We start from the raw sequence: 16,090 nt of genomic DNA on the forward strand, positions 1-16,090 counted from the left end.
AAGTTCTTTATATGCAATCAATTATATTGCATAAAAAAGAATTATCTAAGTTTGGCAAGAAATTTGCTAACTTTTCAATATTATTAAAAAACACATAAACAAATCTATGACGTTATGAAAAAAGTATTACTTTCAATTGCTGCCGTAGCTTTACTGACTATCGGAGCACAAGAAGCTAAGGCACAGACTCCTTACAAATCGGCATTAGGCCTTGTATTCGATGGTGACGATGGTTCGAACGTAGGTATACAGTATAAGACCGCTATTGCTCCTACTCAAGCCGCACAGTTCCAAGTTGCATTTCGCGATCACTGGGTTTCTTTCGGTGCTGACTGGCAATATGAAAAAGCTATTAGCGGTGCAGAGGGATTGGCTTGGTATGCCGGTGTAGGTGCACAGGTAGGAATTGCCAGCTACAACGACGATTCGATGACATTTTTTGGTTTACGTCCGCAGATAGGTTTGGAATACAAAATCCCAACTATTCCTATTGGCCTGCATTTGGACTACAAACCTTATTTAGGTCTTAACAATGACTCAGGTTTCCATGGCGACGGTTTCACATTCGGTGTGAAATTCGTGCTAAAGTAATCTGATTACGTTAGAAATACAGAAAAGGGCTTCGTGGAAACATGAAGCCCATCTTTTTTTATGCATTCAACAAACTATGCTGCGTAGCCGTAAAAATATTCCGAAACACGATATTCAATGCATTGTCCCGTTGTGCCCCCGCTATACCGACCCAAGGATATAACGCAACCGTCTGCTCTCTTATCGCTTTGACCATCGACCTTGATAATGCTGCAATTTCCTGAATAACCGTATCCTCCGCCAACAACGTACCCGCAACACATTTGTCCCACAGATCAGCGACTAACACCTGCGTGTTATCCCAATTTGCCGCGAGTTCAACCCGCAAGCTATCCAATAACGTAAACCGCTCCCGACCAAATCGGGCATTCCACTGTGCATCTTTCGATTTACCGATAAAATGCTTCTCGACCAGATCTAAAAATCGACGGTACATACCGACATAATTGGCGAGTAAGGTCACCTCCGCAAAAGGCATAAACGGCAGCCTATACAATGGACTATTGCTCTGGCGCTTCTCCGGAAGAATCTGAAAGCCATAACGAGGATCGACCGGCACTTCATCTACAGAAAAACTATGACTTGCCGTACACTCCAACCCAAACGTATCCCAATCATAATGTATCAAGACATATTCTCTCGGCACAAAAAAAGAAAGCACCAAAGGCTCGCCATTTTCCCCCAGTCTCCGAATATCCCCGTCATATACATGACAGTTCAGCGTAAAATGCGACAAATGCGGAGCACCGGTAGCAAATTGCCATACGCCGGATAAAATATATTTCTGACCATCCCACACCGCCTTTCCCCCCACTCTTCCGCTTCCGCCAAAACAAACCTCTGGATCGGAAAAAACCTTCCCTGCAAGTTGAGGATCAATATAACCGGCAAACATATTTGCACCAGCACATAAAGTCACCGTCCAACCCAGTCCGCCATCCCAATAGGCGAGTTCTTCCAAGAGGGAGATGCCGTCCATCAGATCCATCTCTTTTCCACCGTAGGCTTTCGGCACCCAGATATTAAACCAATTGTTTTCGTATATCATTTGCAGTTGCGCTTCTACCAGCGATTTCTGCGCTATGCTTTGTGTTTGGCTATCCTGTATAACTTGGATATGCTGAAATGTTAACATGATGGAGAAGATTTTAGATTTTGTATATGAATTAATCGGCGCCATTTTAAAAAACCGAAAATGGCCACAATAAATAAGAAGAGCGTCAAGGCGGCAAACAAATACAAATCCTTATGGATCAGTAAAGGAATGGCGAAAGCGTTACTGACGTTCAATAACAACCAGTTTTCCAATTTCCTTTTCGCAAGCAACCACATGCCTGCCCACGCCGTAGAGGACACCCAGGCATCCCAGGCCGGAACATCCGAATCGGTCACATGTTCCAATATCAGGTACAGGAAAACAAAGCCGAGCAAGGATATCCCCATGGTAACTGCCCAATCCTTTCGGTCGCAGACCGTAATCGGCTGATTCTTCATGGATGTATTTGTCACCCAATACCACCAACCGTATATGCTCATGACGAGATAATACATATTCAATGCAATTTCGGCGTACAATTTTGCACCAAATAGCACATACATTCCCGAGAGTATCCCCAGGATACCAAAGAAATAATTCGAAACTTTATTGTTTTTAGAAAGCAGGACCTGTATGATACCACATAGGACCGAAAATCGCTCCAGCCAGGAGGTCTGTTGAAGAGCGGTGATGACTTGTTCAAAGATAATTTCCATAAAAGTGCGTTTAACTCAAAAACTACACTTATAGAAATGCTATAAAGACGTTGTTTAGAAATTAATCCCTACGCCAGCATTACCTGGATCAGGTTCCTCCCACCGAAGTGGGTGTGGGTATAATCTCAGCCTTATAAATAGATACATGATCTATTTTTTAGCACCCCATAAGTATTCGATATACTATATATTAATTCAAATTCAATTTCAATACCCGATGCGTATGTTCACGGGTCTCCGCGCACAACTTCTCATCTTTATTGAGTGACTGCCCCCAGGTCGGGATCATCTCCCGCAACTTCCGTCTATACTCCTCCGACTTCGCCCGTTCCGGAAAACACCTTTTCAGCAACTCAATCATAATTTCCACTGACGTTGAGGCTCCCGGAGAAGCACCCAACAGCGCGGCAATCGAACCATCTGCACTCGACACCACTTCCGTACCGAATTCAAGTATTCCGCCGTGTTCCGGATCTTTTTTTATGACTTGTACACGTTGACCGGCCTTCTCAATCTCCCAATCCTCCAGTTTAGCTGTCGGCATAAACTGTTTCAATGCATCCAGCTTATCTTTCGGTTTTTTCATCACCTCCGTAATCAGATATTTTGTCAGCGGTAAATTATCCAAGCCTGCAGAAAGCATAGGCTTAATGTTCGACAATTTGATTGACGCAGGCAAATCAAAATAAGATCCTTTTTTCAAGAATTTCGTCGAGAAACCGGCATATGGACCGAATAATAGCGCTTGTTTACCGTCGATATAGCGCGTATCCAGGTGCGGCACCGACATCGGTGGCGCGCCGACCGAGGCCTTGCCATAAACTTTCGCATGATGCTGCTCAATAATGGCCGGATTGGTACACCGCAACCATTGCCCGCCCACAGGAAAGCCACCATAACCCTTAGCCTCCGGTATACCCGATTTTTCAAGCAGCAGAAGTGAATGTCCTCCGGCTCCTATAAATACAAATTTCGCTTTAATCTCCCGCTTCTCTCCCGTCTTCAGATTCTTCACTTCCACTTCCCATCGGCCGTCATCTTCCCGTTCTATATCTTTTACTTCTTCATTTAAGGACAGTTTAATATTATCTTTTTTATCCAGGTAAGTAATCAAATCCCGTGTCAGTGCACCAAAATTTACATCCGTACCGATATCCATTCGCGTCGCTGCCATGGGCTCATTTTGCTTCCGCCCTTTCATCATCAACGGCACCCATTCTTTCAGCACGGCCTTGTCTTCGGTGTATTCCATGCCGCGGAATAAGACCTGTTTCGTCATGGCTTCGTAGCGGGTTTTCAGAAATTTCACGTCTTTTTCGCCAAAAACGGCACTCATATGTGGGATCGAACGGATAAAATGTTCGGGGTTCTGAATGACTCCTTTTTCAACGAAATAGGCCCAAAACTGCTTTGATACTTCAAATTGCTCGGCAATTCTAACGGCTTTATCGATCTTCACCGAACCATCGGGTTGTTCCGGTGTATAATTTAACTCACAAAGGGCCGAGTGTCCCGTGCCCGCATTATTCCAAGCATCCGAGCTCTCTGCCGCGACAACGTCCAGACGTTCTATAATCTCGATATGAATATCCGGGTTGAGTTCATTGATAAGCGCACCTAAGGTCGCACTCATAATTCCCCCACCGATAAGAACGACATCAACTTCCGATTTTTGTTTTTTCTTACCCATTTTATTAAATTCCCTGCAAAATTAACATTCATAATCCGTTATAGCTAATGCTTTTGTAAAAATTGTTTCATTTATGACCATTGATTATAATATACCTGACGTAGCGAAATCACATTTAACAACAGACCACATTATCCCCAAGGGAAGGTACCTCAACTTTCATCAAAAAGAAAATATACACCTCGGCTCAAAAAACCATTATATCGCCAGCCGGAAAGTTGGCCAACACCTATTCCTGGAGATCAAGAGCACTGTTGAAAAAGGCTGGGATCTTACGCTTCGTGACACACCGGGGACGTTTTGGATCGCTTTCCAATTTTTGGGAAGTTCGTCGATAGACGCGCGAGAAAATTCCACATTAGCCTCCCAACACTATCTCGGATTTTTTAATCCCGGCAGCGACATTTCTTATCTCTTCAAAGGAGGTAAAACCTGGATGGTTCTGATCGGTACGGAATTGGAGAATCCGGAACAATTAAGTCGGGAATGGCCCACACTCACCTGCGCGGGAAACAACACCTTTCATCCCTTGCCTGCGGTAAAAACAGCTTTTAGAAATAAGAAGATACTGGAGCAGATCCAGCGTATTAAAGACACACCGTTTTCGCTTAGCTATAAATTAAACTATCAGGCCATACAGCTCATGGAAACGTATCATGGCGACCTTTTGCAGCACCGCAAATCTACGCAAAGAGACGACATTTCACTTTTCCATCGTGCCAAAGACTATATTATAGAGCACTATATGGATGCGGATATCGACATCAAGCAGATGGCACTTGAGCTCCTGACCAGCGAGCGCACATTGTATCGGATTTTTCAGGAAAACGGTCTGACCGTTAATTCGGCCATAAAGGCTATACGAATACACAAAGGGCGTGAAATGCTCCGCAAAACGAACGAATCGGTGGATATGATCGCCTTTCATCTCCAATTTTCGACCGCCAAATACTTCATCAGACAATATGTCAAATATTTCGGGCATACGCCAGCCATGGAAAGAAAGATGATGCCGCAATGGCCGTTGGAGGAAGAGGAATGATAGGAATGAGGAAATGGGGTTAGGAACTTGGAATATTTATTGCTAAATTTGGGTATGACAACATTCAAAGTATCAGTTCCAGAAGATAAAACTTCTTTTTTCCTCGAAGTACTCGAACTCATCGGAGCTACATACGAGCCAAAAGAGAGCGGATTTGAACTAACCGATGCACAAAAGCAGTTTCTTTTATCGCAGAATGATGTGCCATTAGAAGATTGTCAACCAGCCAATCTCGTTTTTGAGGAATTAAAGGTCAAATATGGCCTATAAAATACTGGTCACACCTGATGCAAGTAAACAGATTGAAGAAGCGGTTAGTTATTACATAGAGCATGCTTCTAAAAAAGTTGCATCAAAGTTTCTCCAAGACTATAAAAAGGCTGTTGCTGATATTCTAAAGGTTCGTTATTTTCAGGTTTGCTACCTTAACTTTCGTGGCCGAATGATGAGGACATTTCCTTACATCGTTTTCTACACGATAGACGAAGAACAACAGATCATCGTCGTCAAAGCGGTGTTCCATACTGCACAAAACCCAATCAAACATCCTACTAAGTAAAATTTCATCCTAAATTACCAAAACACCAAGGGACATAAACATAAGTCCAGACGACTCATACCTTCGCCCTCAGGATTTATTACATACACTCCGGACAGAGTGTCTTCGCCTTGAGAGTACGCACATCCCTCCTGGGGATACGGGAAATATACCAAGGGATATCTCGGTCGCCCCAAAGGATATTCTGATCTGCCCAGAGCCCACTTTGGCTCATCCGAGGGCTGTCTTACTCCTTCCAAGGAATATACCCGACTTCCCTGAGTACCCACAACGTATACCAAGGTAAATACGATGAACCCCAAGGAGTGAACGAACTTCCCTCTCCTGTCTGCCACATAATCCGAAGGGACTATACTTTCCCCTCTGAAGAAAACAACATCCCCCTAAGTGTCTGTCAAATACCCCAAGTACTCAGCAAATCATTCCACGGAGACAAACAATTCTCCCTTCGAGAAAATGCCTTTTTCCGAAGGAAATCTTGAACCCCCCGATGGGAAAGCAAAATTTACCACGGTTTTTTTTCGACGCCAAATCCAACACTTTCATTCAGAAATACTGCATAAAGATATCGATAATCCCGTTTTTCGGGATACAACGACAAGATAACAAATGACAAAAGGGGTAAAATCCTGCCAAAAAGTTTTTTAACCTTTGCGAATTTTGGCAGGATTTTACCCCATCCATTAATTTCTTGTGCCGTATGTTTGTATCGTTGCTAGCACAAATATTATTTTTTAACTTTTAAATTTTTAAAACATGAGCAAATTAACATTAAATGAAAAAGAACAAACTGACGTGCAGTTCATGCAGACTGCCGAACAGATCCTGACAAAGATGACAGCGGAATCCACCCTCTTCGCTACTCCGATTCCGGAATTGTCGGTATTGGAAACTGCTTTGACAGCATTCCGCGCCGCGGCTACAGAAGCAGCTTACCGGGACACGCGAGCCATCCTTATCCGCAATCAAAAAAGGAAAGAATTGGTGTACGTCCTCAAAGAACTCGCTAAGTATGTGGATACCGTTGCCGGTGATGACGACAGCACCATATTGGCTGCAGGGTTTAGCATACGTAAGGCAGATGACTCCTACAAGGGATTGGTGCCTAAAGCACAACAACCTGTTGCCGAACCGGATCAGATAGGCAGTGGCCGCATAACACTCCGGACTAAAGCTTGGACGGGGGCACGTATGTACAACTTTCAGTACCGTCTGAAAGGAAGCACAGAAGAATGGAAGTCACAACTGAGCTCGAAAAGCAGCTGTGTCATCGAAGGACTGGAAACCTTCAAAGAATATGAGTTCCGCGCGACCTACATGGGCATAGACCCGACGCCGAATTTCAGCGATATTTCCAGTAGCTACGTCCTTTAGACAACAACAGAAACAGGCTGTGCCCTAATGGGTTCCGGGTAACTCATCGAACAGGGCAACATTTCTTGGAATTAAAAAGAACTTCCGGCGACGGAGGTCATCACAAAGCGTATCATAATCGCTAAAAAATGAATCAATTTGAAAATAACACCGTCATTTCCTATCTTGACTGCGCAGGAAACAAAAAGTACAACGCCAGATCGAGCTTTGGGAATGACGGTTGTTTTTTTTCTCCGACATTAAATCATCGATTATCATGAAAGAAATTGTCAACGAACATCCATTGCGCCCCATCATACTACAGTTTGAATTCGACAAACCCCAGATGGAGTTTGAAAAAAAAGGTCTTGACGCCCATTATCTCATGCACGACCTGACCTGGGATATGCTGCAACAGCTTAAGGCGCACAACCAAGCGTTGGAAGAAGTCGATCTGGGGATTGCCGAACTGGATTATATGCTATTGCCTCTCGAGCAGGACCTGGATATTCTCGAGGTATTTCTCCAGATTCAAGATCCGTCTGTACTGCCTTTTGACGAAAAGGATGGTGAGGGGGAGATCAATATTGATCTGGGCAGCTTCTACGAAAGCGTACGTCAGCACAACAAGAAGCTGCAGGAACTGCATGCGGAGATGCTTCGCGAAAATCAGTGGTTTGAACAACATTTTGACATGATCTACGAGAAGGAGAGCTGGATCGACAGTGATCTTTGGAATGACATTCATCAGATTTACCGCAACTACCTACAGGCACAGGTCGATATCGTCACGCTCGACCGGGACCAAGAAGAGTTCCGCGGCACATTGTCCGAAGTATTCGATTACCAAGATGGCTATCGGGAATACGGCGAAGCCATCTTCGAAGCCTACACGAGGCTGCATGAACGATCGGAAAAAAACTACCGCCGTGCGGAAGTCGTCAACGAAGCATTGAATAAGATGCAGCGTTAGGTTCCCTACGGCGCAATATTCCGAATATAATCTAAAAATTAGGCGTAATATTTCGATTAGCGTACTTCCTTTCGTAATTTTGACCGCTTACATCTCGTATCATGATAGAACGTGAGTGGCAGCAAAAGATTTAACACGCATAAAATAATTATTTACATATGAAATTACTCGAAGGAAAAACAGCATTAGTCACAGGTGCTTCTAAAGGTATCGGACGCAAGATTGCTGAAGTTTTCGCACAGCACGGCGCTAATGTTGCGTTCACTTATTTATCTTCCGTAGAAAAAGGCCAGGCCTTAGAGCAGGAGCTGCAGGCTTACGGAACCCAAGTCAAAGGCTACCGCTCAGATGCTTCAAAATTTGAGGAGGCCGAAAAGCTGATCAATGACATCGTTGCGGATTTTGGGACGTTAGAAGTTGTCGTGAACAACGCCGGCATTACCAAAGATGGCCTGTTGATGCGTATGACAGAAGAGAATTGGGACGATGTCATCAATATCAACCTTAAATCGATCTTCAATATCACCAAAGCGGCGTCTAAAATCATGATGAAAAACCGCAAAGGCTCCTTCATCAATATGTCTTCTGTCGTCGGTGTGCAAGGCAATGCCGGACAAGCAAATTACGCCGCTTCCAAAGCTGGTATCATCGGCTTCACCAAATCTGTCGCGAAGGAATTAGGCTCACGTAATATCCGGGCCAACGTGATTGCCCCAGGCTTTATCCGTACGGAGATGACCGATGTTCTTGACCCGAAGGTAGTTGAAGGTTGGGAAGCAGGTATTCCGCTGAAACGTGCAGGAGAACCCGAAGATGTAGCCAATGCCTGCCTTTATCTGGCATCGGATCTATCTTCTTATGTTACCGGACAGATTCTCCCTGTCGACGGTGGTATGTTATAATCATGCTTACGAAAGAACAGATTTTTACGATAGATAATGAGGAAGACTTCAATGCTATGGCATTGGAGTCTTTCCATTATCAAGCTCATCATACACCAGTATACCAACAGTATCTTTCTCTGCTTCATGCCGATATTTCTTCTATATCACATTATACCCAAATCCCATTTTTACCTATACAATTTTTCAAGACTCAGGAGGTTTTGGCCTCAGGGTCTTCACCTCACGTTACTTTTAGCAGCTCGGGCACAACCGGTATGATAAACAGTAAACATCCCGTGGCTGACATCTCCTGGTACGAAGAAAGTTTCCGGCTGGCATTCCATCAGTTTTATGGAGATGTCAAGGATATGGCCATACTGGCCCTGCTTCCTTCCTATTTAGAACGCGAAGGTTCTTCCTTAATTTATATGGTGGATGATCTGATCAAATCGTCGCAGCAACCCGAAAGCAATTATTTTCTGTACAATCATGATGAGCTTTATACCAGTCTGCTGACCCTTCGCGATAAAGGTACCAAGACAATCCTGATCGGAGTCACCTATGCCTTACTGGATTTTATCGAGCGCTACCACCTTGATTTCCCTGATCTCATTGTTATGGAGACAGGTGGCATGAAAGGTAAGCGTAAAGAGATGGTCCGCGAAGAACTTCATAACGCCTTAAAAAAAGGCTTTGGCGTGTCGGCCATTCATTCGGAATACGGCATGACCGAATTGCTGTCGCAAGGATACTCGCATGGAGAGGGCGTATTCCAAACACCGCCCTGGATGAAAATATTGTTTCGAGACACCAATGATCCGTTGACCCTGTTGGACAGCAAAAAGACAGGAGCAATAAATGTCATTGATCTAGCCAATTATTACTCCTGTTCGTTCATTGCCACCCAGGATTTGGGAAAGCTTTATCCCGACGGCTCCTTCGAAGTTTTAGGTCGCTTCGATAATGCCGACATCCGGGGCTGTAATCTGCTTGTGCAGTGAGCTCGAATTTAAAACAAGTCTGACGGTTCCATCGATAAAAAATCCGCCCAAGGAATGCCCGAAGCCCCTACGAGTAACACTTTGTCTGGCACAACAGCTTTAGAAAAGGCAGGCATAGCAACGCCAGTTTGTTTATTCCCACTTTTTACCTCCAGACCGATCACCTTACCCCGACGTTCCAGAACAAAATCGACTTCATATCTGCCTTCCCTCCAATAGTGTATATTGTATCCTCCGGAATAGGCACTATTGAGCAAATGCGCCCCAACAGCCGACTCAACAATGCGTCCCCACTGTCCCGGCTGTCTCCGGATTTCATCAAAATTGTCATCACGCTGAGCACTAATAAGAGCCGTGTTATGTACCTGAAATTTTGGGCTGGAAGAGCGCTTTCTAATCAGTTTGGAATCATATTTCTCCAACCCTGCGAGCAGACCTGCTGTGTCCAGCAAGCCGAGATAATGCGCCAATGTCGTCGTATTTCCGGCATCCACAAGTTGCCCTAACATTTTGGAATAAGCCATAATTTGCCCCGAATAATTACAGCCCAGCTCAAACAACCTTCTCATCAAAGCCGGTTTATCCACCCGGGTCAACATCAGGATATCTCTCGAAATACTTGTATCTATCAACGAATCACGCACATACCGTTTCCAACGATCTTCTTCATCGACGAGTGCAGCAGCGCCGGGGTATCCTCCGAACCATGCATACTTATGGGCGTCCCAACCAAAAGCCCCCTGCATTTCACGGAAAGACCAATGCCCCATATACATCGTCTCAAACCGTCCTGCCAACGACTCGGTAAGACCTTGCTGCAACAAAAGGCGTGATGAGCCCAACAAGATCACTTTTACTGTATTCCCCTCTCGTGTATCTGTATCCCACAATAGTTTGACAGTTTCGCTCCAATTTGCAATTTTCTGGATCTCATCAATAATTAGTAAAAATTCTTGCCCCTCTTGCTGTTTCATTAACAGACGTGCCGTCTCCCACTGTTGTTCTAACCATACTGTTCCGGCTGCAGAAACAGCGTCGGCACTCACAAAATGATAAGAATACGAATACTGAGCTACTAATTGTGTTACCAAGGTGGTTTTACCCACTTGGCGTGGCCCCATCAGTACCTGAATAAACCTGCGAGGCTCTTTTATCCTCTTTATAATTTCCTGTAAATAAGATCTTTCAAACATGTAAAGCAATTTACTCAATGTATTGAGTAAAATTAATCAATACATTGAGTAAATAAAAATATTTTGGTATCCAAAACTCTAATGCCGATATCCGGGGCTGTAATCTGCTTGTGCAGTGAAAGGGAAACGTCCCTTACTGATGCCAAGAGAAAACCGGATAGCCATCTACAGTCTTACTCCATAAGGCTGCATCCCAGCCGGTAACGATCGCCCGAAGTTCTGTATCCGATTTACCTACACCATGGAAAGATACTGCCGTACCTGGCAATGCACTTTGATCGGGCCCTGGCACTGTTGTACCAGCTGATTTCAACACCATCCCTGAATAGGCATAGCAATTGGTAGCAGACACAAGATTATTCGCATTCGCACCAACAATACGCCCCACATTCGTTCCCGAGTTGACCGATACAGATGCATTCCAAGCCACACAGTTCCGGATTGTCAAGGTATTCGCACCGTCAGCCCTTCCAAATAGCCCGCCTGCACTACCACTGCCCCCTATCGTACTGACATCGCCTGCGGCATAGCAGTTCTCCATATACCCTGTACCTCCAGCCTTGCGCCCCAATATCCCTCCAGCTCTTTCAGTCGGATCAATCACAGTCGCAAAAGAATAACAGTTTTTGATATAACTCTCCTGTCCACCAAACGACCCGCCCATCACGCCGGCGATTCCTCCTGAAGCTCCTTTACCTTGTATGGTACCCGTCGTATAGCAGTTGATAATCCTTCCCGTAGAATTGCCCGTAGCGCCGGAAGCTAAACCTACGTATCCGGCAATAATGCCGATACCCGTTGTCGTAGAGGATACATCCGCATCAACAAATCCTACATTGCGAACTTCACCACACAAAATACCGAAGAAACTGGCATATACACCTGATGTAGTCGAATGAAAGCTAAAATTCCTAATCACGTGATTGCGCCCATCAAAATCTATCCACTTAGGTCCAGCATTATTTAAAGGTGCCCACGTCGTTATACTCGCCATATCAATATCTGCGCCTAATACAAAATACACCTTGTGATTATCAACGAGTACCTTACTCATATTACTTATATGTTCCGCTTTTGTGATCACGTATGGATCAGCTGCTGCTCCCGTTCCGTTGGCAAAATCACCTTCCGGTTCATTATCATGCCCTGCCAGGGATGCATAATCCCCTCGTACATGTTGCCAGGCCAATATAGGAAATCCAAGGTCGGCATTCCCTACATCATACCACTCTGGGCCCCATGTCGACACCGTATTCTGCAGGGCAGACAGCGTTGCACTTTCGCCGTGGTATGTACCACTATTCATCGAGCTGGTCTGACTTTGTGGAGTAAAACCCGTACAAACGATATCTTGCCAGGCATACGAATCCGATGCCAGCGGGTCGGCTTGATGTCCGGATTCCCCTTGTTCAAGACTACCTACTACGCGCCCCGATTTGGCAGCGGGACCTGTCAACTTCCAGTTCCACGCCACACAATTGGTGACTTTAGCACCTTCCATCACCTTAGCCGCAATTCCCCCTACGGCGTTTCCTCCATATATTACGCCCGTAGCATAGCTAAATGAAATCTCACCTTGCTCAAACATCGTCCCGACAATCCCCCCTGCTTCGTCACTCGTCGACGTTACTTCTACTGTAGAATATGAATTCTTGATATAACAAATCTGTCCGCCATAAGGCCTACCCATACGGGCAGCCATCCCACCCGCATATTTTCCCTTTACAGTACCCGACACGTAACAATTTTCGACCTGCCCGGTCTTCTCCATTGCATTTGGTGCTTTTACACCAATATATCCGCCGATAACTCCTGCTCCACTATTTGCACTAGCTTCCACATCTGCGTTGTAAAAGCCTACATTCTTACAGACACCGGCCAATATGCCAAAAAAGCTGGCGTAATCTTTATTTTTACACGTAAAATTCTTAATGACGTGGCTGTTGCCATCAAAATGAACATAGCGATCATTTGGACTAGCATTATTCAGTGGTTCCCAATCGGTAATAGCCTGCATATCGATATCTGCCCCCAATTGGAAATAAATCATTTTTCCCGAAACCAAGCCTTTACTCATATTCTCAATCTGTACGGCCGTCATAATGATGTACGGCTTTTCAGCTGTCCCGTACCCCTTTTCGAACAGACCGCCCTTTCCGTCACCTTCTCCCTCTTCATCTGTTTGGCTGTTTCTATCCGGCGGTATACGAGTATACGAATCCAACGGATCTGTTTTTGAGCATCCGGCAAAAACACTTATCATGAACAGGACGAAGCAGCATTTTACTATCCCCCTAAAACCAGTTTTATTCCTTATATTCTTCATAATTATCTGGATTAATATTATAATTCGGCAACAATGACAACAGGATAATGATCCGACAAAGAACTCATAATAACCCGGGTGGATAGCACTTCAGCATCCTTTACAAAGATGAAATCTATCCGGGTTTTGCGCGTCGGATAGGTATAAGCCGGGCCGGTCTTTTGTGGAGCCAGATCATACGAGTCTTTGAGTACGCCACTTTCTCCGATAGTTGATTCGATCTCCGGAGCATCAGGGGTGGCATTAAAATCTCCGGTGCAAAATACAGGCGTATCATCCGTTACCATTTCAGATACCCTTTCGACCAACATTTTACAGGCTTCTTTCCGTGCAACATCCGCCAAAGGCATATGGGATTGAAAGACATAAAAATTCTTCTGCGTTTTCACATCCTTAAATTTACCCCAGACACAAAACCGCTTAAAGTTAGTTTCGTCCCAACCATTGGATGGTACACTAGGGGTCTGCGAATACCAAAAACGTCCGCTTTCCAATAATTCAAAGCGGGCTTTGTCGTACAGGATTCCACTAATTTCCCCTGCATTGGTGGCATCACCACCTGTATCACGTCCGAAAGCCACGATATTATACTCACCTTGCAGCGCTGTGCCCAGGTAAGACCGTTGCTCCCAGCTGGCTTCTTCAAACCCACATATCTCAAACTTGTTGTCCTGAATAAGTTTTGCTACATCACTTTTCCGTTGGTCCCATGCCGCTCCGGTCTGTACCCACAGATTATAGGTAGATACCCGCAATGATGTAGCAGTTTCAGGATCTTCTTGATCTGGATTCTCTATAGAAAAATCCGGAAAAAACAAAGAATTGTCGGTATTGTTCTTTTTGCAGCCACTTGTCAACGACAAGAGCAAACAAAAAGAGAATATATTTATTAGCATATTTTTCATATTTAAATATTTCTTAAGTCCATTCATCATTATCACGTCGATATCCTTCCAAAAATTGATTATTCGCCCCATTCCGGGTTTTGTTTGACAACTCCCTGTGACAAGCTGATCTCTTGCCTTGGTACGGGGAACAAATAATCTCTATCCTCATTCCAGGTACGATCGATCCAGGCATAGCACAGCAAATTGCCATGATCGCCATTGGACAACGTCGTCCCTGTACCGGTCGGAGACAATTGCACATAACTCACGTTACCGGCATTCGGCTGCGTTGCAGTGGTATAAAAACAGACATCCTTCGTACCATCACCATCTATATCGTATCCTACATTGATCGCTGTTTCCGGGAGATAAATCCCTTCAAAGGCTTGCGCCATAGCCTGTCCTTCCTTCCACCGCATCAAATCGTAATAGCGAAATCCTTCCATAATCAATTCGATAGTACGTTCTCTTCGTATTTCCAATATGATGCCTTGATTGGCACCGGACACATGGATGTAGCCGCTTTCTGAAGCAGTCATATAAGGATCGGGGTTCTGATTGGCATCATTTAAGTTCAGTTTGCCCGTTACGCCTGCCCGGGTACGCAACCTGTTAATCGTATTGTCCAGGTCAGACTGTGTCAATGTTCCTAATTCCGCTTTTGCTTCTGCATAATTCAGATATACCTCCGCTAACCTAAAAAGAGGCAGATCATTGCTAGAACCACCGGTATAATTCGCATTGTCGTTGGCATATTTTATCAAGTGATAACCTGTCATCGTCACATTGATATTGATATTAGAGGTGCGAATGGTCTGTTCCAAACGAGGATCTCGATTTTTGACCTCATCCTTAAATTCCACGGTCTCATAGTCCGCCTGATCCGTAAAGCGTGTGCCGTCCTTCATCAGGTAATAATTGACCAATTTTTTAGATAATCCGGGGCGGCCTAAGGTGGGTGAATTCTCAAAGGCTTGGGCTTGATGTGTCAGGTTCAAACTACTATTGTAATTCCTGGCCAGGATCACCTCGGTCTGCACCGCATTATCCGATTTAAACAAATTACGATAAGATAAAGCTCCCGATTGGTACAGCGCATATCCGCCCGAGGCTTTCATGATCTCGTCGGAAGCGTTGACACAGTCCGTAAGGTACTTTTCGTATCCAGACAACCCGTGGTATTTTCGATAAGTGCCTTCAAACAGGCCGACACGAGATTTGAGCGCAAGCGCTGTCCACCAAGTGACACGATACAGGTCTTTCGCCCTGTTACTTTCTTTGAAGACCGAAATAGCATAGTTCAGATCTTCCATAATCTTTTCCATCACAAACTCGCGCGAATCTCTGGCTTTGTACAGCTCGGGTGAATCGGAGCCCAATACCTCATCGTACCAAGGGACATCTCCAAATCGCTTGACTTTCTCAAAATAAAAATAGGCACGGAAAAAACGGGCAACAGCATTATATTTTTCGCGAACCTGTATGTCCTCACAATTGTGACTGTGCTCCAGCAGAAAATTGATATTTCGCAATGGTGCCCAATCCCATCCCCCACCTGTTTCCGGCACCAAACGCTGTCCACTGGTCTGCTCATCCAATGGTGATACGATCAACGCGTCCGCATTATCCCGATAAATATTGCCATCTCCGGGAAGGATATCCAGATAAAATTTATTGCTGTACAGCTCCAGCTGTTCTTCATTCTTAAAGTAGTCACCGCCGGTCAGGCGATCCTGAGGCGTTAGGTCAAGCAAGTTTTCACATGACATAAACAATGTCGAAACTATCAAACCTACACCGACTATATATGCTATTCTTTTCATAAGTTGTTTGCTATTC

Annotated in this window: 16 protein-coding genes and 1 riboswitch; of the genes, 8 read left to right on the plus strand and 8 right to left on the minus strand. The window is 44.7% G+C overall.

Annotated features, from left to right (window positions below):
• Positions 1-114: 114 nt before the first annotated feature.
• On the plus strand, positions 115-591 hold the full coding sequence (locus G5B30_RS09370; RefSeq protein ID WP_165319719.1) for a hypothetical protein: 477 nt from the start codon (positions 115-117) through the stop codon (positions 589-591).
• Positions 592-649: 58 nt separating this feature from the next.
• On the opposite strand, the gene G5B30_RS09375 is transcribed toward G5B30_RS09370, so the two are convergent.
• From G5B30_RS09375 to G5B30_RS09385, 3 genes are all read right to left on the minus strand, one after another.
• Positions 650-1,726 carry an acyl-CoA dehydrogenase family protein gene (locus G5B30_RS09375; RefSeq protein ID WP_165319720.1) on the minus strand — a complete coding sequence of 359 codons (1,077 nt, stop codon included), beginning with the start codon at positions 1,724-1,726 and terminating at the stop codon, positions 650-652.
• On the minus strand, positions 1,720-2,343 hold the full coding sequence (gene pnuC, locus G5B30_RS09380) for a nicotinamide riboside transporter PnuC (RefSeq protein WP_165319721.1): 624 nt from the start codon (positions 2,341-2,343) through the stop codon (positions 1,720-1,722). The genes G5B30_RS09375 and pnuC overlap by 7 nt, the downstream gene beginning before the upstream one ends.
• A gap of 48 nt (positions 2,344-2,391) precedes the next feature.
• Positions 2,392-2,502, minus strand: a riboswitch (TPP riboswitch).
• Positions 2,503-2,533: 31 nt separating this feature from the next.
• Positions 2,534-4,033, minus strand: coding sequence for a malate:quinone oxidoreductase (locus tag G5B30_RS09385; protein ID WP_165319722.1), 1,500 nt, complete (start codon positions 4,031-4,033; stop codon positions 2,534-2,536).
• A gap of 73 nt (positions 4,034-4,106) precedes the next feature.
• On the opposite strand from G5B30_RS09385, the gene G5B30_RS09390 reads away from it, so the two are divergent.
• From G5B30_RS09390 to G5B30_RS09400, 3 genes are read left to right on the plus strand one after another with little or no spacing between them, the layout of a single operon-like run.
• A complete protein-coding gene (locus G5B30_RS09390) occupies positions 4,107-5,075 on the plus strand; it encodes a helix-turn-helix transcriptional regulator (protein ID WP_165319723.1) in 969 nt (322 codons plus the stop codon).
• Positions 5,076-5,129: 54 nt separating this feature from the next.
• A complete protein-coding gene (locus G5B30_RS09395) occupies positions 5,130-5,345 on the plus strand; it encodes a hypothetical protein (RefSeq protein WP_165319724.1) in 216 nt (71 codons plus the stop codon).
• Entirely contained in the window at positions 5,335-5,634 is a 300-nt protein-coding gene (locus G5B30_RS09400) for a type II toxin-antitoxin system RelE/ParE family toxin (protein WP_165319725.1), read from the plus strand. The genes G5B30_RS09395 and G5B30_RS09400 overlap by 11 nt, the downstream gene beginning before the upstream one ends.
• Positions 5,635-5,713: 79 nt before the next feature.
• On the opposite strand, the gene G5B30_RS17470 is transcribed toward G5B30_RS09400, so the two are convergent.
• Entirely contained in the window at positions 5,714-5,848 is a 135-nt protein-coding gene (locus G5B30_RS17470) for a hypothetical protein (protein WP_262886593.1), read from the minus strand.
• Positions 5,849-6,390: 542 nt separating this feature from the next.
• Here G5B30_RS17470 and G5B30_RS09405 point away from each other — a divergent pair.
• From G5B30_RS09405 to G5B30_RS09420, 4 genes are all read left to right on the plus strand, one after another.
• Positions 6,391-7,008 carry a hypothetical protein gene (locus G5B30_RS09405; RefSeq protein ID WP_165319726.1) on the plus strand — a complete coding sequence of 206 codons (618 nt, stop codon included), beginning with the start codon at positions 6,391-6,393 and terminating at the stop codon, positions 7,006-7,008.
• 256 nt (positions 7,009-7,264) lie between these two features.
• Positions 7,265-7,960 (plus strand): hypothetical protein, encoded by a 696-nt coding sequence (locus G5B30_RS09410; RefSeq protein ID WP_165319727.1) that lies wholly within the window; start codon positions 7,265-7,267, stop codon positions 7,958-7,960.
• A gap of 158 nt (positions 7,961-8,118) precedes the next feature.
• Positions 8,119-8,862: a 3-oxoacyl-[acyl-carrier-protein] reductase gene (gene fabG / locus G5B30_RS09415; RefSeq protein ID WP_165319728.1), complete on the plus strand. Its 744-nt coding sequence runs from the start codon at positions 8,119-8,121 to the stop codon at positions 8,860-8,862.
• A 2-nt stretch (positions 8,863-8,864) separates the two neighbouring features.
• On the plus strand, positions 8,865-9,845 hold the full coding sequence (locus G5B30_RS09420) for an acyl transferase (RefSeq protein ID WP_165319729.1): 981 nt from the start codon (positions 8,865-8,867) through the stop codon (positions 9,843-9,845).
• Positions 9,846-9,853: 8 nt separating this feature from the next.
• Here G5B30_RS09420 and G5B30_RS09425 read toward each other — a convergent pair whose 3' ends face one another.
• From G5B30_RS09425 to G5B30_RS09440, 4 genes are all read right to left on the minus strand, one after another.
• A complete protein-coding gene (locus tag G5B30_RS09425) occupies positions 9,854-11,038 on the minus strand; it encodes an ATP-binding protein (RefSeq protein WP_165319730.1) in 1,185 nt (394 codons plus the stop codon).
• A 133-nt stretch (positions 11,039-11,171) separates the two neighbouring features.
• Positions 11,172-13,364, minus strand: a complete 2,193-nt coding sequence (locus G5B30_RS09430) for a hypothetical protein (RefSeq protein WP_165319731.1) — start codon at positions 13,362-13,364, stop codon at positions 11,172-11,174.
• Between the two features lie 17 nt (positions 13,365-13,381).
• Complete coding sequence (locus G5B30_RS09435; RefSeq protein ID WP_165319732.1) at positions 13,382-14,269, minus strand: endonuclease/exonuclease/phosphatase family protein; 888 nt, start codon at positions 14,267-14,269, stop codon at positions 13,382-13,384.
• Between the two features lie 59 nt (positions 14,270-14,328).
• The gene (locus G5B30_RS09440) at positions 14,329-16,074 is read right to left on the minus strand and encodes a RagB/SusD family nutrient uptake outer membrane protein (RefSeq protein ID WP_165319733.1); all 1,746 of its coding nucleotides are present in this window, start codon (positions 16,072-16,074) and stop codon (positions 14,329-14,331) included.
• Between the last annotated feature and the right edge of the window lie 16 nt (positions 16,075-16,090).

The organism is Sphingobacterium sp. SGG-5 (genome assembly GCF_011043525.1).
GTDB lineage: Bacteria > Bacteroidota > Bacteroidia > Sphingobacteriales > Sphingobacteriaceae > Sphingobacterium.

What these genes read in the sequence shown, in the direction of transcription:
- G5B30_RS09400 (WP_165319725.1), top strand. Translation starts at nt 5,335, where the DNA reads ATGGCCTATAAAATACTGGTCACACCTGATGCAAGTAAACAGATTGAA.
- G5B30_RS09375 (WP_165319720.1), bottom strand. Translation starts at nt 1,726, where the DNA reads ATGTTAACATTTCAGCATATCCAAGTTATACAGGATAGCCAAACACAA.
- G5B30_RS09430 (WP_165319731.1), bottom strand. Translation starts at nt 13,364, where the DNA reads ATGAAGAATATAAGGAATAAAACTGGTTTTAGGGGGATAGTAAAATGC.
- G5B30_RS09405 (WP_165319726.1), top strand. Translation starts at nt 6,391, where the DNA reads ATGAGCAAATTAACATTAAATGAAAAAGAACAAACTGACGTGCAGTTC.
- G5B30_RS17470 (WP_262886593.1), bottom strand. Translation starts at nt 5,848, where the DNA reads ATGAGCCAAAGTGGGCTCTGGGCAGATCAGAATATCCTTTGGGGCGAC.
- G5B30_RS09385 (WP_165319722.1), bottom strand. Translation starts at nt 4,033, where the DNA reads ATGGGTAAGAAAAAACAAAAATCGGAAGTTGATGTCGTTCTTATCGGT.
- G5B30_RS09395 (WP_165319724.1), top strand. Translation starts at nt 5,130, where the DNA reads ATGACAACATTCAAAGTATCAGTTCCAGAAGATAAAACTTCTTTTTTC.
- G5B30_RS09435 (WP_165319732.1), bottom strand. Translation starts at nt 14,269, where the DNA reads ATGAAAAATATGCTAATAAATATATTCTCTTTTTGTTTGCTCTTGTCG.
- G5B30_RS09370 (WP_165319719.1), top strand. Translation starts at nt 115, where the DNA reads ATGAAAAAAGTATTACTTTCAATTGCTGCCGTAGCTTTACTGACTATC.
- fabG (WP_165319728.1), top strand. Translation starts at nt 8,119, where the DNA reads ATGAAATTACTCGAAGGAAAAACAGCATTAGTCACAGGTGCTTCTAAA.
- G5B30_RS09420 (WP_165319729.1), top strand. Translation starts at nt 8,865, where the DNA reads ATGCTTACGAAAGAACAGATTTTTACGATAGATAATGAGGAAGACTTC.
- G5B30_RS09440 (WP_165319733.1), bottom strand. Translation starts at nt 16,074, where the DNA reads ATGAAAAGAATAGCATATATAGTCGGTGTAGGTTTGATAGTTTCGACA.
- G5B30_RS09410 (WP_165319727.1), top strand. Translation starts at nt 7,265, where the DNA reads ATGAAAGAAATTGTCAACGAACATCCATTGCGCCCCATCATACTACAG.
- G5B30_RS09425 (WP_165319730.1), bottom strand. Translation starts at nt 11,038, where the DNA reads ATGTTTGAAAGATCTTATTTACAGGAAATTATAAAGAGGATAAAAGAG.
- pnuC (WP_165319721.1), bottom strand. Translation starts at nt 2,343, where the DNA reads ATGGAAATTATCTTTGAACAAGTCATCACCGCTCTTCAACAGACCTCC.
- G5B30_RS09390 (WP_165319723.1), top strand. Translation starts at nt 4,107, where the DNA reads ATGACCATTGATTATAATATACCTGACGTAGCGAAATCACATTTAACA.